Source organism: Parafrankia sp. EUN1f (assembly GCF_000177675.1).
Lineage (GTDB): Bacteria > Actinomycetota > Actinomycetes > Frankiales > Frankiaceae > Parafrankia.
Map to the genome: position 1 here is coordinate 1 of NZ_ADGX01000005.1, position 21,141 is coordinate 21,141.

At 71.1% G+C, this 21,141-nt stretch carries 16 protein-coding genes and 2 pseudogenes; 4 read left to right on the forward strand and 14 right to left on the reverse strand.

Going from position 1 to position 21,141, the window contains the following annotated elements; genetic code table 11:
• The 4 genes and pseudogenes from FREUN1FDRAFT_RS02110 to FREUN1FDRAFT_RS02125 form a co-directional block, all read right to left on the reverse strand.
• Positions 1-291, reverse strand: a pseudogene (locus FREUN1FDRAFT_RS02110) (hypothetical protein); the annotation flags it as partial.
• The gene (locus tag FREUN1FDRAFT_RS02115) at positions 284-1,903 is read right to left on the reverse strand and encodes a hypothetical protein (RefSeq protein WP_006538283.1); all 1,620 of its coding nucleotides are present in this window, start codon (positions 1,901-1,903) and stop codon (positions 284-286) included. The pseudogene FREUN1FDRAFT_RS02110 and the gene FREUN1FDRAFT_RS02115, both read right to left, overlap by 8 nt.
• A gap of 4 nt (positions 1,904-1,907) precedes the next feature.
• Positions 1,908-2,969 (reverse strand): serine/threonine-protein kinase, encoded by a 1,062-nt coding sequence (locus FREUN1FDRAFT_RS02120; RefSeq protein ID WP_006538284.1) that lies wholly within the window; start codon positions 2,967-2,969, stop codon positions 1,908-1,910.
• A 240-nt stretch (positions 2,970-3,209) separates the two neighbouring features.
• Positions 3,210-3,917 (reverse strand): hypothetical protein, encoded by a 708-nt coding sequence (locus FREUN1FDRAFT_RS02125; RefSeq protein WP_006538285.1) that lies wholly within the window; start codon positions 3,915-3,917, stop codon positions 3,210-3,212.
• A gap of 228 nt (positions 3,918-4,145) precedes the next feature.
• Here FREUN1FDRAFT_RS02125 and FREUN1FDRAFT_RS39395 point away from each other — a divergent pair, with 228 nt between their 5' ends.
• On the forward strand, positions 4,146-6,056 hold the full coding sequence (locus tag FREUN1FDRAFT_RS39395; RefSeq protein WP_006538286.1) for a serine/threonine-protein kinase: 1,911 nt from the start codon (positions 4,146-4,148) through the stop codon (positions 6,054-6,056).
• A 21-nt stretch (positions 6,057-6,077) separates the two neighbouring features.
• Here the strand turns inward: FREUN1FDRAFT_RS39395 and FREUN1FDRAFT_RS02135 are convergent, their stop codons facing one another.
• The 3 genes from FREUN1FDRAFT_RS02135 to FREUN1FDRAFT_RS02145 all read right to left on the reverse strand — a co-directional run bounded on the left by FREUN1FDRAFT_RS02135 (position 6,078) and on the right by FREUN1FDRAFT_RS02145 (position 8,293).
• Positions 6,078-7,076: a D-isomer specific 2-hydroxyacid dehydrogenase family protein gene (locus tag FREUN1FDRAFT_RS02135; RefSeq protein WP_232295004.1), complete on the reverse strand. Its 999-nt coding sequence runs from the start codon at positions 7,074-7,076 to the stop codon at positions 6,078-6,080.
• Between the two features lie 132 nt (positions 7,077-7,208).
• On the reverse strand, positions 7,209-7,466 hold the full coding sequence (locus FREUN1FDRAFT_RS02140; RefSeq protein WP_006538288.1) for an acyl carrier protein: 258 nt from the start codon (positions 7,464-7,466) through the stop codon (positions 7,209-7,211).
• Between the two features lie 14 nt (positions 7,467-7,480).
• Entirely contained in the window at positions 7,481-8,293 is an 813-nt protein-coding gene (locus tag FREUN1FDRAFT_RS02145) for a ferritin-like domain-containing protein (RefSeq protein WP_006538289.1), read from the reverse strand.
• Between the two features lie 260 nt (positions 8,294-8,553).
• On the opposite strand from FREUN1FDRAFT_RS02145, the gene FREUN1FDRAFT_RS02150 reads away from it, so the two are divergent.
• Positions 8,554-10,128, forward strand: coding sequence for a long-chain fatty acid--CoA ligase (locus tag FREUN1FDRAFT_RS02150; protein WP_006538290.1), 1,575 nt, complete (start codon positions 8,554-8,556; stop codon positions 10,126-10,128).
• 161 nt (positions 10,129-10,289) lie between these two features.
• On the opposite strand, the gene FREUN1FDRAFT_RS02155 is transcribed toward FREUN1FDRAFT_RS02150, so the two are convergent.
• Positions 10,290-11,936: an esterase-like activity of phytase family protein gene (locus tag FREUN1FDRAFT_RS02155; protein WP_006538291.1), complete on the reverse strand. Its 1,647-nt coding sequence runs from the start codon at positions 11,934-11,936 to the stop codon at positions 10,290-10,292.
• 724 nt (positions 11,937-12,660) lie between these two features.
• On the opposite strand from FREUN1FDRAFT_RS02155, the gene FREUN1FDRAFT_RS02160 reads away from it, so the two are divergent.
• The gene (locus FREUN1FDRAFT_RS02160) at positions 12,661-14,010 is read left to right on the forward strand and encodes an ABC transporter substrate-binding protein (RefSeq protein WP_006538292.1); all 1,350 of its coding nucleotides are present in this window, start codon (positions 12,661-12,663) and stop codon (positions 14,008-14,010) included.
• A gap of 672 nt (positions 14,011-14,682) precedes the next feature.
• On the forward strand, positions 14,683-15,975 hold the full coding sequence (locus FREUN1FDRAFT_RS02165; RefSeq protein WP_006538293.1) for a beta-ketoacyl synthase: 1,293 nt from the start codon (positions 14,683-14,685) through the stop codon (positions 15,973-15,975).
• 9 nt (positions 15,976-15,984) lie between these two features.
• Here the strand turns inward: FREUN1FDRAFT_RS02165 and FREUN1FDRAFT_RS44885 are convergent, their stop codons facing one another.
• From FREUN1FDRAFT_RS44885 to FREUN1FDRAFT_RS02190, 6 genes and pseudogenes are all read right to left on the reverse strand, one after another.
• A complete protein-coding gene (locus FREUN1FDRAFT_RS44885) occupies positions 15,985-16,137 on the reverse strand; it encodes a hypothetical protein (RefSeq protein WP_198144225.1) in 153 nt (50 codons plus the stop codon).
• A 152-nt stretch (positions 16,138-16,289) separates the two neighbouring features.
• Positions 16,290-16,619: pseudogene (locus FREUN1FDRAFT_RS47870) on the reverse strand (hypothetical protein); the annotation flags it as partial.
• Between the two features lie 175 nt (positions 16,620-16,794).
• The gene (locus FREUN1FDRAFT_RS02175; protein ID WP_006538295.1) at positions 16,795-17,796 is read right to left on the reverse strand and encodes an ATP-binding cassette domain-containing protein; all 1,002 of its coding nucleotides are present in this window, start codon (positions 17,794-17,796) and stop codon (positions 16,795-16,797) included.
• Positions 17,797-18,030: 234 nt separating this feature from the next.
• Positions 18,031-18,798 (reverse strand): SDR family NAD(P)-dependent oxidoreductase, encoded by a 768-nt coding sequence (locus FREUN1FDRAFT_RS02180; RefSeq protein WP_006538296.1) that lies wholly within the window; start codon positions 18,796-18,798, stop codon positions 18,031-18,033.
• A 6-nt stretch (positions 18,799-18,804) separates the two neighbouring features.
• Positions 18,805-19,836, reverse strand: coding sequence for a phosphotransferase family protein (locus FREUN1FDRAFT_RS02185; protein ID WP_006538297.1), 1,032 nt, complete (start codon positions 19,834-19,836; stop codon positions 18,805-18,807).
• Entirely contained in the window at positions 19,833-21,086 is a 1,254-nt protein-coding gene (locus tag FREUN1FDRAFT_RS02190; RefSeq protein ID WP_006538298.1) for an acyl-CoA dehydrogenase family protein, read from the reverse strand. The genes FREUN1FDRAFT_RS02185 and FREUN1FDRAFT_RS02190 overlap by 4 nt, the downstream gene beginning before the upstream one ends.
• Between the last annotated feature and the right edge of the window lie 55 nt (positions 21,087-21,141).

Sequence of the window (21,141 nt, forward strand, 5' to 3'; positions counted from 1 at the left end):
GGCCGCGGCACCGGCCGCGGCCGCGGTCGCGTCGAGACGCCGGCGCAGGCGCCACAGCCCGGTGGCGAGCTCGGCCACCGCCGACGGTCGCAGCGTGCCCGCGGCAGCCGCACCCTCCGACTGCGCCACGGCGGGTAGCTCCGGTGCCGGCTGCTCGGCGGACGCGGGTCCGTCCTGCAGGGAAGCCCACAGCGCGTCGGCCCATTTCTCCGGAATCGACGGCGGGGCGATGCGGAAGGCACGCGGATGGCGCCACTGGCGCAGACCGTCGGGCCACCGACTGTCAGACATTGCCAATCCCCAGAGGTTTCTCGCCGCGGTTCCAGCCGCGGGCAGCCAGGTCCTTCAGAGCGGGATAGGAGTCCAGCCGCGCTTTCTCCCGGCGCCCGGCGGGCGCGACGGCGGCGAGCACGTCGACGAGGAGCGCGGCGAAGGCGGCGAACACGGCGAGGGCGATGAACCCGCCGCCGGAGCCGGGGAACAGCATGGTGGGAATGCTGATCGCGACCACGAAGTAGAGGGCGCAGCGCAGCACGGCCGCTCCCTGCCGACGCACCGTCCGGCTCTCGCAGGACGAGCAACGCGGCACCGTGACCTTCGTGTTGCGCCAGCTCACCCGGGGATAGGTCCGGGTGATGTCGCCGTGCATCCAGATCTCCATCGCCGCGGAGACGCCCGGCTCCTTCTCGCAGAACCAGCACGTGAGCGACTGCGTGGCCGCCTCCAGGATCCGGCGGTTCTCGGCCAGCCGTTCCCGGACCGTCTCCGACGCCGCCACCCCCTCGGCGCGGACCGTCGCCGCGGACATCCGCTGCTGGTCGCGGACAGAGGCCTCCGTCGGGGGCTCCGGCCGGTCCCGGGCCTGGTCGAACGCGAGCAGGCAGGTCAGGGTCTCGACAGCCACCCGGTCGCGGGTGCGCACCCGCGTCGACTCGTCGGCGGGCAGCAGCAGGTCCAGTCGCTCGAGTGCACCCGTGGACTCGGTGAGGATGCGCTCCGCCTGTGCCAGGCCCTCCCTGCGGGTGCCGTTGGCCACCCCCACGGCGCTGTCGCACAACCGGTCGATCTCGTCGGCCCACGGTGCGCCGGCCGTGCGCAGGGCGGCACCCAGGGTCTCCTCGGCGTCGCTTCCCAGCCGCGCGCCGCGCATGGCCGCCAGCTGCCGCTCAGCCCGGTCACGCTCACCGGCGGCGATGGCCTCCGCCGCCAGCCCGGCACCGATCGACAGCAGCGCGGCGGGCAGCCCGCTGCGGATGGTGTCGGCCAGGCCGGGGTCGAGCCGGGCGTCCGCGGCGCGGCGGATGCGCTCCTCAAGGCCGCTCCATACCTGGTGGTCACGCAGGACGTCCCCCCAGCGCCGGTAGACCAGGACCCAGTCGGGTGGTTCCGAGCCCGGGGTCAGCTCGGCGTCCAGCGCCTGCAGGTGACCGAGCACCGCTACGTTGTGCAGCGCGTTCGCGGCGTCCGGTGCGGGTACCTGTCGATCACTGTTCTCGGCCGTGGCGGCCCACAACCTGGCCGCCTCCTGCGTGTCACCGGCGGCCAGCGCGGCCAGCGCCGGGTCCTCGCCGGTGCCGGTGCCGGTGCCGTCGCTGGAGCTGCTGCTGCCGCCGCCGACCGGCCAGAACCAGAAGAACTCGTCGACAAGCCGCTGACGCGGATCACCGAGCCGGTCGAGAGCGGCCCGGATGTCCGCACTGGACGGCTCGGGCCGCAGCGGCAGAAGGTCCGGTACCGGCAGCGGTGCCCCGGTCTTCTCCAGGATGGCGAGCATGTCCGACTGCCGTCTGATGTCGCGGGCCGTGGCCGACAGCGGGACGCCGGTGAGGCGGAACGCGTTCTGGCGGTAGAGCTGGGCGGACACCCGCCGCAGCGGGGCGAGGTCGGTGCCGTGCGTGGTCAAGGCGTCAGCCCCCTGTGTTCTTGCCGGCGGCGATCTCCCCGGCCGGCCCCGGTTCCCGCCCGCGTTGCCGCGGCCGGTCTGTGCGTGGTGTGTCCGCGCGTCGGCTGTCACGTCCGGTGTCCGCGTGTTCGGTGCCCGTGGATCCGGTGTCCGCGGGAGGCGGGTCCTGGGGCGGCACGTGCCGAGGCCGGTCCTGGTGGGGCGGGTTCGGGCGCGCTGGCCAGGCCTCCAGGTCGGCGAGCATCTCGGCCGCGGACGGGTAGCGCGTCGCGGTGTCGAAGGACAGCGCCCGGACGATGATCGCGTTGAGCAGATCGTCGACCGCGTACCGCACCTGGTTCGGCGGCACGAGCGCCGTGGTGTCCCAGGCGGCCGTGATCGGATCGCCGGCGGCGCGCCGCGGGTAGGGGAACTCGTCGGTCAGCAGCAGGTAGAACACCGCGCCGAGGGCCCAGACATCGCCCGGCACCGACGCCAGATGGGGGTGCAGCAGTGTTTCCGGCGCCATGAACGCGATGGTTCCCTGCGAGCTGGCCAGCAGCGTCAGCGCGCTGACCTTCCGGGCGAGCCCGAAATCGCTGATCCGGGCCCGGGGCCCGTCCCGGTCGTAGCCGACCAGAATGTTCTGCGGGGTGATGTCGCGGTGGACGATCGGTGGTGATTCCCGATGGGCGACAGCCAGCCCACGGGCGACCTGGCGCATGACGTCGACCGCGACGGGAATGGGCACGAACGCTTCACCGAACGACAGCCGGAAACCGGTCAGTGTGCCGCCGTTGACATATTCCATGGTGAAGTACGCATGGACGCCGCTGTCCGCCTCGACGGTGTTTGCCTCAAAGACGCGAACGATGTTCGGGTGGCCCAGCCTGGAGAGCAGCATTGCCTCACCGAGCGCGTCCCGCACCTGCTCCGCGGACATTCCCTCCTGCCGGAACACCTTCATCGCCTGCCGGCCCAGATACCGGTGCTCGACCCGGTAGACCTCGGCGAAGGCACCGCGGCCCAGCAGCCGTTCGACGGTGTAGGTATCGCGTATCACTTGCCCGACGCTTAACAGGGCCATACCGCTGTGACCTCCGAGGGCACTACCACGGGTGTTCTTCCCCGGCAGGTCGGCGTCGACCGCCGACTCCGGAGAACCTAGAGGACGGGCCTTCGGCCGGGTAGTGGAGCGCTACACCCCACGGCCGCACCGGGCCCGGGTGTGGGTCCGTGGACCTGTCCGTGCCCTGCGGGCGGCCGCGTGGACAGGATCGCCCGGCGTGAGGCCGGCGTGAGGCCGGCGTGCGGCCGGCGTGCCTGGCTACTTCTGGCCAGGCGGGCCGAGGTCGTGCTCGGTGACCACCCGGTTGAGGATCATCCAGTGCGCCAGAGACTCCCAGTCCGTCAGTTCGGGGACGCCGCGTCGGCTCAGCTCCTGCCGGATGTCGGTGATGACGTTGCGCACGTACCTTGGGCTGAGGTTCAGCCGTGCGCCGATCTCCTGGTAGGTGGCCGGGCGGGCGTCGCTTCCGCAGCGGGTCAGCAGCGGCCGGCACAGCTCGACGATGATGTCCCGCTGCGCCGGGGTGAGCTGCAGTGGCCCGCCGATCGTCGCCCGGCTTTCGGAAAGCGTGCTGGCGCCGAAGAACCGGCGGTCATAGGTGACGGCGGAGGCGTCGACATGGATGGTGGCGGTCGCCCCACCCTGGCGGGCCAGGACGATGTCGAACTCGGAGAACGGCAGCGATGTGACCGCCGCGCCGGGTTCGATGACCCTGTCCGCCCCGACGGGCGGGCGCAGTGAGAACGGCTTGGACTGGGACTTGTTGTACACCAGGACGCAGTCGTCGAGAACCCGCAGCGAGGCCATGTGCCGTGACAGGTAGATGTCATCCGGCAGCTTGATGGTGCAGGCGCTGCTGCGCCCGACCGTGATTTCCGCGCCGCGGCCGGCCCGCCACCGGGTCCCGCCATGTTCGAGTACGACGACGGGCCCTGGCAGCGAACTGCCCATGGCGGCGTTGCTCACCTGCGCGCTCCTGGTCCTCGCCCGGCGGATTCTAATGAAGGAACCGGACCAACTCTAGTCGCCCGCTCGGCCACCCGTCATTGTAACGGCGGCCGTCGGCGTTCCCGGGGATAGAAGTACCGTGGTCGGCGGTGTTGCACCCGGACTTTAGGCGGAAAGACAGGTGCTCCGTGGGTCGCGGGTGGGACGACTGCCGCATGATGTGCTTGTGATGCTCTGGGGCGTTCGATGATGATCGACCGGGCACGGGTGGCCGCTGCCGTGCCCAACTACGTTCTCGGCGAGGATCTCGGTGCGGGCGCGTTCGGGCTGGTGCTGAGGGCGGAGCACCGTCGGATGCGTCGCCCGAGCGCGATCAAGGTGATGCGGGCCCGCGACGCCGGCGGCGAGTGGATCGACTTCGCGGCCGAGGCCCGGCTGCTGGGCAGCCTTGATCATCCGCATGTGGTCCGGGTGTATGACTACGTCGAGGATGACGATCTCCGCCTCGTGGTGATGGAGCTGCTGGGCGGAGGCACGCTGAGCCGGCGCCGCAGCCGGCTGACCCCGGAGCAGGCGTGTGCGGTGGGCCTGGCGGTGGCCGCCGCGCTGAGCCACACCCACGACCACAACGTGCTGCACCGCGATGTCAAGGGCGACAACATCCTGTTCGCCGCGGACGGGACGGTGAAGGTCGTCGACTTCGGCATCGCGCGGGTGTTCGAGGGCGCGGCGACCACCGCAAGCAAGGTTGTCGGCACACCGATGAACATGGCTCCCGAACAGATCGAACGCGGGCGCCTGGGCCCGGCGACCGACCTGTACGCGCTGGGCAGCGTCCTCTACCGCCTGTTGACCGGGCGCCCTCCGTTCGACCCCCGGCAGCCGCTGCACGTCCTGTGGCACCAGCAGCTGTCGGCGCCACCCCCGCCCATGCCGGGGGTGGCCGGGCCGGTCGCCGAGGTCGTCCTGCACGCACTGGCGAAGGATCCCGCCGCCCGGCCGCCGGACGCCGTCACGTTCGCCACCGCGCTAGCCCACGCCGCGACCGAGGCCTATGGCGCGGGCTGGACCGTGCGGGCCGGCCTGCCACTGCACCTCGACGACGCCGTCCGCCGCGCGGCGGAGGGGATCTCGCTCGGTGGCGTGCGAGCCGCTGGCGCCGTGATCCCCGAGGCCCGGATCCGCGAGGCCGTGATCCCTGCGGGGGACGAGCCCCCGGCCGCCACCGGTAGCGCCGTCGCCGCTGGTGACCGCGCCCGCCGTGATGCCGGCGCTGACGCCGCTGACGCCGCTGACGCCGCTGACGGCACTGACGGCACTGACAGCGATGACGGTGATGAGGACCGCGGTGTCGGCGCGACGCGGAAGCTGGCGGAGGGCGGGAAGCCGGACCTGTGGGGCGGTGCGGAGCCCACCGCCCAGGGGCTCGCGCGGCTGAGGGGGACCCTCGGCCCGGACCATCCCGACACCCTGGCGGCGGCGAACAGCCTGGCCGTTCGGCTCAGTGCCCGGGGTGACCACCGGGCCGCCCGCGCGCTGGACGAGGACACGCTTGCGCGGCGCGGCCGGGTGCTCGGGCCCGACCACCCCGACACCCTCACCTCGGCCCACAACCTCGCGGTCGACCTCGCCGAGCTCGGCGACCAGGCCGCCGCCCGCGACCTGTACCGCGAGACGCTTGCCCGGCGCCGCCGGGCGCTCGGGCCCGACCACCCGGAGACCCTGGGCACGGCGAACAACCTCGGCATCGTGCTGGGCGCCCTCGGGGACCACCTGGCGGCCTGCGAGCTGGGGGAGGACACCCTCATCCGGCGGCGCCGGGTGCTGGGGGAAAGCCATCCCGACAGCCTGACCTCGGCGTACAACCTCGCTGTCCGGCTCAGCGCCCTCGGGGATCACGAAGCGGCCTGCGAGCTGGGGGAGGACACCTTCACCCGGCGCGGCGCGGTGCTGGGCCCAGGCCACCCGGACACGGTGAAGTCGGCCTACAACCTGGCTGTCTACCTGGGCAGGCTCGGCCGCTTCCCGCGGGCGCGGGAGATCGGCGCGGACGTCCTGACCAGCCGGCTGCGCGCGCTCGGCCCAGAGCATCCCGAGACCCGCGAGGTCGAGGAGGCGCTGCAGTGGTGGGCCGATCAGGAGGCCGCCGGCGGGTGACGCGGACGACTGCCCGGTGGCTCAGTAGCCGGCGGTGATGTCGACGAGGCCGTGCAACGGCTCGCCCGCGCGCCAGCGCCGGAGGTTGTCCGAGAACACATCAAGGCCACGGCTGAAGCCACCGGGAGCCGACCAGGACAGGTGCGGCATGATCCGCACCCGCGGGTCGTGGCGCAGCGGGTGGTCGGCCGGCAGTGGCTCCGGGTCGGTGACGTCCAGGCTGGCGCGGGAGACGATCCCGGTCGCCAGCGCACGGACCAGCGCGTCGGTGTCGACGATCCGCCCCCGGGCGATGTTCACCAGATGCAGGCCGGGCTTCGCGAGTGCGAACGCGGCGTCATCGAGCAGCCGGTTCGTCTGCGGGGTCAGGGCGGCGGCGACCACCAGATGGTCGGCCTGCCCGAGCAGCTCGGCGAGCGTCTGCACGACCGTCACACCCGGGACGTCGGAAGGGCGGCCGCTGCGCCGCAGTGCCAGCAGGCGGGTCCCGAAGCCGGCCAGGCGGGGTGCCAGGGCCTGGGCGATCGACCCGAAGCCGAGCAGCCCGACGGTGCGGCCATCCAGCGTGCCCAGCGGCTCGGCGATGTACGGCTCGTTCGTCTCGGCCTCCCAGATCTCCGGGAAGCGCTTCTCGGCGGCGAGGAGCAGGCCGACCGTCATCTCCGCGATCGCGACGCTGTTCGCGCCTCGGCCGCAGGTCACCGTGCGGCCGGCCAGCCGGTCGAGGGGGAACCCGTCGACGCCCGTCGACACGAAATGCACCCATTCCGCCCGTTCGATCGCGTCCAGCGCGGCTGGCGACGGCGAGTTGTTCAGCGACCAGGGCATGGCCAGCGACACCAGCGGCCCGGCCGGTGTGGCGGGCAGGGGGTCGCCGCCCAGGACGTCGAGAACCTCGACGTCGGTGCCGAGCGCGGTGCGCAGCGGGTCGACGAACGGTTGCGGCAGCAGCGCCGCGACCACGGCGGCCGCGGCCGGCGGCCGGTCATCGAGGGGCAGGGCGGGGGACGTCTGGGGCACGAAAACACCCAAACACGCTGGCTGTGCGGGAGCCAACGCCGATTCCGCGTGATCTTCTTCACTTTTCTATCGGTAAGATGAAGAAGGCCGTGCCGTACGGCGCCGCACGGCACGGCACTACGCGGTCGGACGTCAGACGGTCGCCGTTTCGAGCGTCGCGAGCACGATGCGGACGACGTCGCTGATGGAGGCGAGGGTGAAGACGTCCTCGTCCTCGATCTCGATGTCGTAGGCGCGTTCGATGCGGGAGATCATGACGAGGACCTTCATCGAGTCCGCGCCCTCGGCACTGCGAAGATCAAGGTCTGGGGTGAGCGTGTCGGCCTGCATCCCGAGCTCGCGGGCGACGATGTCCGTGACGGTGCTCAGAACCTCGGATTCGGACGGCATGATCGTCGCTCCGTTCAGACCGAGAGCTCGGCCATGGCATGGCGGATGGTCGAGTTCCGGGTGAGGTCCCGGCCCACCGCCGTGCCGAGCATGCGCCGCAGCTTCGCCTGCAGCTTCTCCTGCGCGTCGGGCGGGGAGATCCGCAGGAACACGTCGATCACGTCGTCGACGGTCTCGTGGTCACGCATCTCCTCGACGCGCTGGTGCTTGTAGACGCCGACCGGGTGGTTCAGCCGCGGACTGGTCACGTAGAAGTGGATCCTCTCCAGGACCGACTTCAGCTCCTCCGGGTGCTGGGCGAGGCGGCGCTTCAGATAGAAGAGGAACTCGCGGGCGTGGCCCGCCTCGTCGCGGCTGGCGTTCAGGAAGAGGCCGGCGAGAACGGGCTCCTGCACCCATTCCGCCAGCGCCCGGTAGGCCGTGTTGACGATGATCTCCGAGATGACGTTGGTGGTCAGCGTCGCGCTCGGCGTGATTCCGGCCTCGTACGGCTCGCGCAGAGCCTCGATCTTGTCCTGGTCGATGTGGACACCGACGGCCTTGAGCCAGGCACGGAACGCGTAGTGGTGCTGCAGCTCCTGGTAGGCCCAGATGGCCACGAAGGCCGAGCAGTCGTAGTCGTCGTGGAACTCGCTGAGGAAGCCGTGCAGCCCGGGAAGGGACGTCGCCTCACCGACGACGACGCCCTTGACGAGGGCCAGGTAAGCCGGCTGGACGAGCTCCTGGTTGATGTTCTCAAGCCCCAGCTCGCAAACCTTCCACTGGAGCCGTTCGTAGTGTTCGAAGACCTCGAAGCTGTGTGACTTCTCAAACGTGGCGGTCGGCATGGATGAACCCTTCGGCGAGCTTCCGCGCGAGCCCCGCGCGGGTTCACCATGGAATGCGCGCCCGATCATCACAACCCTGGATTCGATCTCCCAATCGGCTGATCCGCCCGCGGGGCGATACGCGCGCGGTGCCACGGACAGCCGCCGCGGTGGCATCGTAGGACCGGGCGTAGGACCGGCCCCGACAACACCGACCACTGATCCGTCCGCTGGCGCGGGCCGTGGCTGATCGAGACCGGCGAGAGGGCGAGGACGAGGACATGGCGAACCTGGCACAGCTGCTGGAGGACACGGCCGCGACCTACCCGGGCCGGGAGGCGCTCGTCCTCGGCCCCGCCCGCGTCACCTATGCCCAGCTCGACGGCGCCGCCAGCCAGGTCGCGAACCTGCTGGTGGCCAGCGGCATCCAGCCCGGCGACAAGGTCGCGCTCAGCTGCGTGAACGTGCCGCACTTCACGATCGTCTACTTCGGCATCCTCAAGGCGGGTGCGGTGGTCGTGCCCCTCAACGTGCTGCTGCGAAGCCGGGAGATCGCCTACCACCTCGACGATTCCGACGCCCGCGCGTACTTCTGCTTCCAGGGCACTCCCGATCTGCCCATCGCGGCCGAGGGGTACGCCGGGTTCGTCGAGACGCCCGGCTGTGAGCACTTCTTCGTCATCACGGTCGACCCGGCCGCCGCCTCGCCGGTGCAGGGAACGCCGCAGCGCCCGGTGCGGACCCTCGGGCAGGCCGTCGCCGACCAGCCGGCGACCTTCCGCGGCGTCGAGACCGCGGACGACGACACCGCCGTCATCCTCTACACCTCGGGCACCACCGGCCAGCCCAAGGGAGCGGAGCTGCGCCACCGCAACATGCGCGACAACGCGCTGGTCGCCCGTGATGTGTTCCAGTGTGATCCCACTCGCCCCGACACCTACCTGTGCGTGCTGCCGCTGTTCCACTCGTTCGGCCAGACGGTCACCCAGAACAGCGCGATCGCGTTCGGGGGACGCTGCGTGCTGCTGCCGCGGTTCGAGGCGGGCGCGGCGATCCAGACCATGCTGGACGAGCAGGTCACCGTCTTCGCCGGGGTTCCCACGATGTACTGGAGCCTGCTCGACGCGCTTGCGCGGGACCCGTCGATCGACGTCGAAACACTGGCCGGCAACCTGCGCATCGCCATCTCCGGCGGTGCGGCGCTGCCGGTCGAGGTGCACCGGCAGTTCGAGAAGCAGTTCGGCGTCACGATCATGGAGGGCTACGGGCTGTCCGAGACATCCCCGGTCGCCTCGTTCTCGCTGTACGGCCAGCCGCCGCGGGTGGGCTCCATAGGTGTTCCGGTCCGCGGGATCGAGATGAAGCTGCTCGACCCGGCGAGCTGGGACGAGATCACCGAGCCCGGGGGCATCGGCGAGGTCGCCATCCGCGGGCACAACGTGATGAAGGGGTACTACAAGCGGGCCGAGGCGACCGAGCAGGCGCTGCGGGACGACTGGTTCCGCACCGGTGACCTCGGCCGCAGGGACGCCGACGGCTGGTACTACATCGTCGACCGGTCGAAGGACATGATCCTGCGCAACGGGTTCAACGTCTATCCGCGTGAGGTCGAGGAGGTCCTGCTGACCCATCCCGGCGTCTCGCTCGCGGCGGTCATCGGCATTCCGCATCCGAGTCACGGCGAGGAGATCAAGGCCGTCGTCATCCGGGAGAAGAGCGCCACCGTCACCGCCGAGGAACTGATCGCGTGGGCGAAGGAGCAGATGGCCGCCTACAAGTACCCGCGTGTCGTGGAGTTCGTGGACGCGCTGCCCATGACCGCCACCGGCAAGATCCTCAAGCGCGAGCTTTCCTGAACGATCAGCATGGGACGCACGCCGCACGCCGCACGCCGCACGCCGCACGCCGCACGCCTGCGCGCAGGCGCGTGAGACGCGTGAGAGCGGAACCGGGTGAGAGCGGAAGCAGGGGGAGCGGAGGCCAGGCGCGGGGTGCAGGGCGCCTGACCTCCGCTGGATCAGTGCCGGCCGCCGTTCCTGACGGTGATGGTGACGGTCGCGGTGCTGGTGCCGGCGGGGAGCCTGGTCGTGTCGACCACCAGGAACGCCCCGTCGTCCTGCTGGCCGTTCGGCAGGATCTTGGCCTTCAGCTGGAACGGCGCCGCCGTGTTCGTCACGCCGTTGATGCCGAAGTCGTTGTCGTTGGTGATGACGAGCGTCCGTCCGCCGTCGGTCGTCGCGACGCCCTCGACCTTGTCGTGGCCGAAGAAGCCACCGGTCGGGTCGAGGGTGCTGACCAGGCCCACGACGTCCACGTCCACCTTCTTGCTGACCGGGCGGATGCCGGCCGCGGCCAGCGTCGCCGTCGCGGTCGCGGTGTCGGAGCTGCCGACCGTGGCCTCGATGGTCTTCTGGGCGCTGCCCAGCAGCAGGCCGCCCTTGGCCGCGGTGTACACCGCGCCCGGCACCGACGCCTGCGGGCCGACGTCGGTCGCGCCGAACAGGTCGATCGCGAAGATCTTCTTGACGGCACCGGGCTCGAAGTTTCCGTCCCGCTCGGTGACCAGGAACCTCGAGTTGCCGATCGCGGTGATCTCACTGACCGCGCCGACGTTGCGCACCGGGTCGTCCAGCAGGTAGAGGTACTCGTGGGTGGCCTTCGTGCGCAGATCGTAGGTGACGATCCGCAGGGTGGTCACGGTCGCCGGCTTCGGCGTCAGGTCCTTCTGCGCCAGCGCGGACTGCATCATCCCGACGAGCGTCGTGCCGTCCGGCGTGATGGTCAGGCCCTCCATGCCCCGGTTCGGCATCCGGTTGGCGAGCTCCGCGGGCAGCGCGCCGTTGAAGGGGGAGAGACGCTCGATCGCCTTGCCGTCACGGTCGAAGTGCGTGATGTACGGTCCGTACTCGTCGGAGATCCAGAACGTGCCGTCGCGCAGCGCGACCAGGCCCTCGGGGTCGTAGCCGTTCGGATCGGCGGTGAGCGTGTTCCCGTTCAGGTCGAGGATCGTCTCGCCGGTGCTCGCCTCGGTGCTGACCCGCCCGTTGTAGGGCGTGCCGTCGGCGGCGCGCAGAGGGATGGTCTTCTCCAGCACCGCCCTGCCGTCGACGAGCTTGAACTTCCCGATCTTCGGGGCGAAGGACGGGATCGGCTCGATCTTCACACCGCCCGGGCCGTCGACATTCGGGCCACGGTCGGTCAGACCGTAGAACTCGTTCCTGGAGCCGGGCACGGGGTACACGGACGACCCGTAGGCACCGCCTGAGATGGTGACGCCGCCGATGGTGGCGAGCGGGGCGACCTGTGTCTGGTAGACGCTGACCGCGTCACTGACGGTGTAGCTGAAGCTGTCGGTACCGGTGAAGCCGGCCTTCGGCGTGTAGCTGAAGAAGCCGTCCGCGGTGAGACTCAGCGTTCCGTTCGTGGGCGTGGTGTTCGAAACCAGGGTGACGGGCTCGCCGTTGTCGTTACGAAGGATGCCCCCGGCACGTACCGAGAGCGTCTTTCCGGCGGACACGCTGTAGGTGTCGTCACGAGCCTGCAGCCTTTCGTCGGGACGCGATCCGCCCCCGCTGGCCTGGGCGGCGCCGGCGGCGACACCGGCGCCGAGCAGCGCGACAGCCAGTGCGCCAGCGGTCACGCTGGTTCGGCTCGGTCGATTCATATGTTCCCCCCCTTTTGGCCGCGCGCCCGATGGCACGCGCCGTAGAGCTTCTGCCGCCGTGATGGACGCCGGGCATCCCGCAAATGGACCATCCGTAAACCGCGCCTGACATGTCGATGATCGGCAATGGGTCTGACCTGCGATGATTCATCTGCTCGGGTGCGTCTGCGGTGATGGTCCAGTGGCGCTCCGATACGTTCCCGGCGCGGTTCGGTGGGGCCTTGGGGAGGTGTGGGCGTGACCTCGGCCCGGAGGTGCGCTGCGCTGCGCGGCCGTGCCGGCCGGTGTGGCGGTGCGCCGGTGCCGCGGTGAGGATCTTCGTGGTCTTCCCAGCGGCCGCAGGGAGTCCGTGGTACCTCTAGATGATTAAGTTGTTACTTGCGTCTCATCTAATTCGTCTATAGCCTAAAGCAGTCGACTTGTATGACTGGTGGGGGTGCGTGCGGGGTCAGGTTGTGATCCATTTCCCGCATGATTCCGACGCGTGACCAGGGGAGCTGTCCCTCGCCTGTCCGCCGTGAACGTCGGGATTCGGGTGTGGAGCCTGCGGCGAGTGAAGTCCGGTTCCGGTCGATGCGCCTGAGCGGCATCGACCCAACGCCGCGCGGGTCGCCTCTCAACCAGAAACGCGGGCCGGTCGTGCAGTATACGTCGTGACAAATCCATGGGCTGGTAGCGCTCGGCCGCACTGCTTTCGAGCGCCTGGAACCGAAGGACTGACCACGTGCCTGTGAAGAGGCTTGAACTCCACTTAGGGCGGCTGGTGGCACTGGTCGCCGCGCTGGGTGTCCTGCTCGTCGCATGCTCCAATTCGTCGGGATCGGACTCGACGGAGAACAAGGGCGGTAGCGGCGGTGCGGTGGTCGCGAACAGCGCGCCCGGGGTGACCGCGGACGCGATCAACTTCTCCATGCTTGCCACCAAGAGCAACAACCCGACCGGCGCCTGCATATACGACTGCTACGCCCAGGGCATCGAGGCCTATTTCGCCTTCCGGAACAGCGAGGGCGGGGTTCACGACCGCAAGCTCGCGCTGACCGAGAAGATCGATGACCAGCTCGGCCAGAACAAGCAGGGCGCACTTAAGATCATCAACGACAACAACACCTTCGGCACCTTCAGCGCCGCCCAGCTTCCCCTGGGATGGGGTGACCTGGCGGAGGCGGGTGTTCCGCAGTATGTGTGGGCCATCCAGCCGGCGGCCATGGCCGGCCACGACGACATCTGGGGCAACGCGGGCATCATCTGCCTGGACTGCACGGCACGCTACTACCCGTACGCCGCCACGCTGGTCGGCGCGAAGAAGATCGCGGCGCTGGGCTACGGAGTCTCGGACAGCTCGAAGCGGTGCACCCAGTCGGTGCGCGACTCGATCGAGCTCTACAAGGCGGACACCGGGCAGGAAGTCGTCTACTACAACGAAGGCCTGGCGTTCGGCCTGCCGAACGGAGTCGGCCCCGAGGTGTCGGCGATAAAGCGCGCCGGGGCCGATATGGTCATTACCTGCTTCGACCTGAACGGTCAGAAGACTCTCGCGCAGGAACTGCAGCGCCAGGGCCTCGCGGACGTCAAGCTCCTGCACCCGAACTCCTACGACCAGAAGTTCGTGGAGGAGGCCGGTGACCTGTTCGAGGGCGACATCGTGCAGGTGCAGTTCCGCCCCTTCGAGGCGGACGCCGGTGACAGCGGCCTCGGCGACTTCAAGAAGTGGATGGAGAAGACCGGCGCGGAGATCTCCGAGGTTGCGATGATCGGCTGGATCGACGCCGACATCGCCTACCAGGGAATCCTCAAGGCCGGCCCGTCCTTCACGCGCCAGAGCGTGATCGACGCGACGAACAAGATCACCGATTACACCGCCGACGGCCTGATCGCGCCCATCGACTGGACACGGATGCACGAGAGTGCGACCCAGAAGGATCCGACGACCCACGGCGCAAAGCAGGAATGCGCGAGTTTCGTCCAGATCAAGGGCGGGAAGTTCCAGATGGTCGGTGCGACGAAGGAGAAGCCCTGGGTCTGCTGGTCCAACGCGAACCGCGACTGGGCCGACCCGACGAAGACCTCCTTCTGAGATCCGCGGAGTAGTTCCCACGCGGAGTAGTTCCCGCAGACGGTTCCTCCCCTGCACCACGGGCTGGTCGGCAGCGTTGCCGGCCAGCCCGTCCGCGTCTGGGCCGTCGAGCACTTCCCGATGTCGCCGGCGGCGGTTAGCCCTCCAGGTACGCGCCCGGTCGGCTCTCCTCGCGGATCATGCCGCGCCCGGGAAGCCGAACGTGCGCGATCCGACCGTTTTTCGATCAGAATGATCTGTGGACCCGCGTGCGGTCAGCAACTGGCCGGACTTCGACCCGGCCGGCCGCCCCCGCGCGGCGACCGTCGTCGTCCGCCGCAAGGACGGCAGGAAGATCGGTTCCTGACCTGTCACACCGCAGCACCGCGCGGGTCCACCGGTCGATCGCCTGACCGGTGGACCCGCTGTTGTCGGATCGCCCGTTCGAAACATCGAATCGATGGCGGGGAGAAGGCCGGCCGAGGGTTGGAACCGGCGCCCGGATCCTATTCTGGGCTCTGGCCGGTCAGCGCATTCGTGGGATGGTCTCCGCCGGGCCGGGCCTGGTTTCCGGTGGATGGCATTTCCTGACCGAACGCGGACAGCTCGGATCGGCTGGCGTTCCGCCGCGACTTTCGCCGCGCGGGAATGCCCGGATGCGAAACGGTCGGAACGCGGGGAGGAAACCCGGAGATGACGTCCTACAGCCCGCAGGAAAAGACGAGCTCCGACGAATCCGACGGCACCGGGAACCGCCGCCGTGGCAGCGGGGGCCGACAGGTGGTCGTCACCGGGGTCGGGCTGACGACGCCGCTCGGCGGTGACGTGGCCGACTCGTGGGCGGGGGTGCTCGCCGGGCGCAGCGGCGTGCGGGCGCTGACCGCGCCCTGGGCGAGCGAGCTGCCGGTCCGGATCGCCGCGCCGGTCGCCGTCGAGCCTCCCCTTGCCCGGGTCGAGGCGCGCAGCCTGGACCGCGGCCAGCAGCTGGCCGTCGTCGCGGCCCGTGAGGCCTGGGCGGACGCGGGTGATCCGGCGCTCGAGCCGGAGCGGCTCGCGGTCGTGATCGGTTCCGGGGTCGGGGGCGTCACCACCCTGCTCTCCCAGAGCGACATCTTCCGCGACCGTGGGCACCGGCGGGTCTCCCCGTTCCTGGTTCCGATGATCATGCCGAACGGGCCGGCGTCCGCGGTCGGCCTGGCGCTCGGTGCCCGGGCGGGTGTGCACGCCCCGGTCAGCGCCTGCGCGTCCGGTGCCGAGGCGATCGCCTACGCGCTGGACCTCATCCAGCTCGGCCGGGCGGACGTCGTCGTCGCCGGTGGCACCGAGGCGGCGGTCCACCCGCTGCCGCTGACCGGGTTCGCCCAGATGCAGGCGCTGTCGCGGCGTAACGACGATCCTGGGTCGGCGTCACGGCCGTTCGACAAGTCCCGGGACGGCTTCGTGCTCGGCGAGGGCGCGGGTGTGCTCGTGCTCGAGGCCGCCGAACACGCCGCCGCGCGGGGAGCCAGGGTCCTCGCGACCCTCGGTGGCGCCGGTATCAGCTCCGACGCGCATCACGTCGCCGCCCCCGACCCGACCGGAGCCGGTGCCGCCCGCGCCATCCGGCATGCCCTGAACTCCGCCGGGATAGGCCCGGCCGACGTGGTCCACGTGAACGCCCACGCGTCGGCGACACCGGCCGGCGACGTGGCCGAGAGCCGTGGGCTGCGCGCCGCCCTCGGCCCGGCGCTCGACGGCGTCGCGGTGACCTCGACGAAGTCGATGACCGGCCACCTGCTCGGCGCGTCCGGTGCCGTCGAGGCGGTGTTCGCGGTCCTGTCACTGCGGGACGGCCTCGCCCCGGCCACCCGCAACCTCACCTCGCTGGACGACGAGATCCACCTCGACGTCGTCGCCGTCGACAACAGGCCGCTGCGCCCCGGCGCGGTGCTCTCGACGTCCTTCGGCTTCGGTGGCCACGACGTGTGCCTGGTGTTCGTCCGCTGACCGGGTGCGTCACCGCCCGCCCGACCGGTGACCTGGCCGGTCCGGCGGGTCGTGGCGGTCGTGGCGGTCCCGCAGATGTTGCAGGCCGGCCACGATGAAGTCCAGTTCCAGCTCGAAGGGCTGTGGGACGCCGTCGCGCAGGATCCGGCGCAGGCGCGGCACCTGCTCGGGGGGAGCTCCGCGAGGGCCCGGCGGACCTCGGTGACCGTGGGATGTTCCCCGAAGTGCCTGGTGACCAGGATGTCCTTGGCGTTGGAGAAGACCATCCGGGTCACCAGGTTGAGGGCGACCATGGCATCGGCCTCGTCGAAGCCGCCGTCGACGAGACTGTCGACCAACGCCTCGGCCGGCATCAGGACGCCGGCTCCCGGCAGCCGGGTGATCAGCAGCGACAGCGAGGCCTCACGCAGCAGCACGCGCCGGACGCCGCGCGCGTAGACGCGGACGGCGTCACGCCAGTCCTCGGTGGGCAGGGCCAGGTGCTCGAGCTCGTTCGCCAGTGTCTGGGCGGTGATGAGCTCGAGGAGCTCCTCGCGACCGGACACGTAGTAGCTGACGGCCTTGCGGTCCACGCCGAGCCGGTCGGCGACGGCCTGGATGGTCACGTTCGCGGGGGTGAGGGCGGCGGCCGCGTCGACGACCATCTGCCGGCTGATCCGTGCCGGTCGACCGGCACGGCGCCGGGAGCTCCCCTCCACGGCGGCCGGGATGACGTTCCGCGGCCCGGAGCTGGTGCTGTCCGCTGACACGATTCTCCCAGGCTGTTCGTTCGAGGGTGCGAGGTGCCGTGTGCTCGGTGGGTATGGCGGCCGGGGGCCTCTAGGGCCTCCGGCGACGGCTGCGGCCGTCGGGCCGGCGACTCTGGGGAGGCCTCGTCCGCCGCGCGCCTGGCCGGCTCCCACCGGCGCCGCCGCCACTGGCTCCGCCGCCGCCGCCGTCGCTGGCACTGCCACCGGCACTGCCGCTGTCGGCGCGCCGCCGCCGCCGTCCCGTGGCCTGTTGGAACTGCTGCCAGCGCGCCGCCTGATGTGAGGCCGGCGCGATCGGGACCGGATCGGGCCCGGGCTCGGGCCACCGCCACTCGCATCCGAACCGGGGGGCCGGGATGTCACGGCCGCCCTCGCCGCGGTCGGTGATCCGCCCCTGCTCCAGGAAGGCGATGCGATGCGAGATGCGGCGCACCGCGGCGAGATCGGGGGAGAAGAAGACGTAGGCGGTCCCGGTGGATTCCTGGACCTCCATGAGCAGTTCGAGCACGGCGTGCCCGGCCCGCGGGTCGAGGGCCGAGAGCGGGTCATCGCAGATGATCAGCTCCGGCGAGAGCGTGAGGGCGCGGGCGATCGCGATGCGCTGGCGTTGGTCGCCGCTGAGCTCGCCGGGTAACCGCTGGCCGGCCCCGGCCGGGACGCCGACCTGGTTGAGCAGCTCCCGGACCCGCCGGGCCGCCGCGCCGGCCGGCACATGCTCGGCACGAAGCGGTTCGGTGAGCGCCGCCTCGACCGTGGAGGCGGGGTCGAGCGAGCCGTGCGCATCCCGGAACACCGCCTGGATCTTCTCGTCGAGGCGGCGCCGCTGGGGGTGCGAGAGCGCCACGATGTCCCGGCCCTTGAAGCGGATGGAGCCGGAGGCGACCGGGGCCTGCCCGAGCACGGCGCGGCCGAGTGTGGTCTTGCCAGCTCCGTGGCCGCCGACGATCCCGAGGCATTCGCCTGGCTGGACCGTGATCGAGACGCCCCGCAGCACCGCTGCTGCCGGGCCGTCGCGATGGTCTTCGGCCGGGTACTCGACGACGAGGTCTTCGATCTCGAGCAGTGCGCTCATCCTTCGGCCTTTCAAGGACGTGGGTCCGCGACTGTCGTGGTGGTCTGTCGGGCATGCTGGTGGCCGGTGCCACAGTGGTGCCCGGAGGCTTCGCCGGGATGATGCCTACTTTTTCCCGTCCGGGAAAAAGTAGAGTACCGGTCGTCGAGGGTCAAGCCCGTCCAGAAACGACGATCGCCGCGGCTGGGTGCAGCCGCGGCGATCGTCGGGTGCCCCTCCCCAGGGGCGTCGTGCTCAGTGGCCGGACATGCCTCCGTCGACCGCGAGGGTCGTTCCGGTGATGTAGGAGGCGCCCGGCCCGGCCAGGAAGACCACGGCCGCGTCCAGCTCGCGCTGCTCACCGAGACGGCCCAGCGGGGTCGTGTTCGTGATGAACCTCATCAGCTGGTCCCGGGGGATCTCGTCCGTCATGTCGCTGGCGAAGTAGCCGGGGGCGATGGCGTTGACCCGGATGCCGCGGCGGCCCGACCACTGCTGGGACAGGTCGCGGGTCAGCCCGATCAGCCCGGCCTTGCTCGCCGAGTAGGCCGCCTGCGGTGCGTACGACTTGACCAGGCCGAGAACACTCGCGATGTTGACGATGCTCGACCCCGGCTGCATGACCCGGGCGCAGGCCTGTGCCGCCCAGTAGGCGCCGTTGAGGTTGATGTCGAGCACCCGGCGGAACTCGTCGGGCTGCTCGCGCAGGGCCGGCACCGCGGTACCGAGGCCGGCGTTGTTGATCAGGATGTCGATCCGGCCGAACTCGGCCATCGCGGCGTCGGCCAGCGCGGTGCACTGCTCGGGGCTGGACACGTCGGTGGCGACGGTGAGCGCCCGCCGGCCGGTCTCCCGCACCGACTTCGCCACCACCTCCAGCCGGTCGGCGCGGCGGGCGGCGAGCACGATGTCGGCGCCGGCCTCGGCCAGCGCCCGGGCGAACCCGGCCCCCAGACCGGAGCTCGCGCCGGTGACCACGGCCACCCGGCCATCCAGCCGGAACAGATCAAGAATCTCGCTCATCGCTCTCTATCGCCTCTCCAGATTTCCGCTCAGGGCCCGCAGCCCGGCGGCGGCCAGCGGGGCCGTGGCCGCACCGGCGCCCTCGAAGCCGTCACCCCGGGTCACCCCGGCCAGGAACCGCGCGTAGATACCCTCGGCGATCACGGCCACCTTGAAGTAGCCCAGCGCAAGATAGAACGGGAAGTCGCTCAGATCACGGCCGGTCGTCTCGGCGTACCGGCGCGCGGTCGCCTCGGTGCCGGGCAGCCGCGGGCTCGTCGACGCCGCCGACCCGGCCAGCACGTGGGCGAAGGCCGGATCCGAATAGACGATGTGCACGCCCAGGTCGGCGAGCGGGTCGCCGAGCGTGGACATCTCCCAGTCGACGACCGCCCGGATGGTCCCGGGGTCCTCCGGTGCCAGGATCACGTTGTCGATGCGGAAGTCGCCGTGCACGATCGACGCGTCGCCCTCGGCCGGCTGGGCCGCGGCGAGCCCGGCGTGCAGGGCGTCGATGTCGGGCAGGTCCCGGGTGTGCACCCGCTGCCACTGGTCGTACCACCGCCGGATCTGGCGGCCCACATAGCCCTGCGGGCGGCCGAAGTCGCCGAGCCCGACCTTCTCCGGTGCGAGGGCGTGCAGCCGGGCCAGGACGTCCACCAGCGCGTGCGCGCAGCGGTCGATGTCGTCCTGCGCCAGCGCGTGCAACTGCTCCTCGGTGCGGATGACCGGGCCGGCCACATGCTCGACCAGCGAGAACGGAGCACCGATCACCGCGCCGGAGTCGTGGGCGATCGCCCGCGCCACCGGCACCTCACTGCCGGAGAGGGCCTCGACCACCCGATGCTCGCGCAGCACGTCGTGCGCCGACGGGGTGAGTCCGCCCAGCGGCGGACGGCGCAGCACCCACCGGCCCTGTCCGTCCGTCAGCAGATAGGTCAGGTTCGACCGGCCGCCCGCGAGCAGGGTGGCGGTGAGCCCGCCTGCGAATCCGGGTACCCGCTCGGCGAAGAACCGCTCGAGCGCAGGCAGGTCCAGGCCTTCGATCGGGGTGCTCACTGGGCCGGCGCCCCAGCCTGCGCCTCGGCCTGGGTGGCTGCCGTGGCCTGCGCGCCTGCCTCGGCCTGCGCGGCCGTGTGCCGCCGCAGCGTCCGCCGCGCGATCGCCCAGCGGTGCGTCTCCGAAGGGCCGTCGTAGATGCGGAAGGGGCGTACCTCCCGCAGGAACCGGCTCAGCGCGATGTCGCCGGAGACACCGAGCGCCCCGCAGATCTGCAGGGAGCGGTCGACGACCCGCCACACCGCCTCGGCGCAGAAGGTCTTGGCGATCGCGGTGGACTGCCCGGCCGAGCGGCCCTGGTCGAGCTCCCAGCAGGCCTGCAGGATGAGGCCGCGGGACGCGGCGATGTCGATCTCGCTGTCGGCGATCGCCTGCTGGGTCATGCCGAGGTCGCCGAGGCGGGAGCCGAACAGCTCGCGCTCGGCGGAGCGGCGCACGGCGAGGTCCTGGGCGTGGCGGGCGATGCCGAGCCAGCGCATGCAGTGCGTCATCCGGGCCGGGCCGAGCCGGACCTGGGCGTACTGGAAGCCCTGGTCCACCGCGCCGAGGACGGCCTCGTCGGGCACCTCGCAGTTCTCGAAGACCATCTCGACGTGCCCGCCGAACAGGCTCTCGTCCAGCGTCTCGATGTGGCGCACGATCTTCATGCCCGGGTTGTCGGCGTCGACGAGGAACATGGTCGCGCCGCCGGCGTCCCCGGGCGTGCCGGAGGTGCGGGCCATGCAGATCGCGAAGCCGGCGCCGTCGGCGCCGGTGATGAACCACTTGTGCCCCTGGATGCGCCAGCCGCCGTCGATCCGCTCCGCGCGGGTGGTCAGGGCCCGGGGGTCCGACCCGGCGCCGGGGGCGGGCTCGGTCATCGCGAAGCAGGAGCGGATCTCGCCGGTGGCCAGCGGCCGCAGGTAGCGCTCCTTCTGCGCCTCGGTGGCGACCGCCTCCAGCAGGTGCATGTTGCCCTCGTCGGGGGCGGCGATGTTCAGCGCCAGCGGGCCGAGCAGGGAGTAGCCGGCCTCCTCGAACACCGCGGCCCGGCCGCGCATGTCCAGGCCGTGGCCGCCGTACTCGGCGCTGACGTGCGGGGCGAACACGCCCGCGGCGCGGGCGGCGTCCTGCAGCTCCCGCCGCAGGGCCTCCGACGGCACCGCGGCACGGTTGCGCTCCTCGGCCGGGAGCACCACCTCGCGGACGAACTGGGCGGTGCGCCGGGCCAGGTCGGCGACGTGGGGCGGATGGGCGAGATCGACAGCCATCGGACCTCCAGGGTCTGGTCGGTGGGTAACCCGGCAGGCCTGTCTGGCGGCCGGC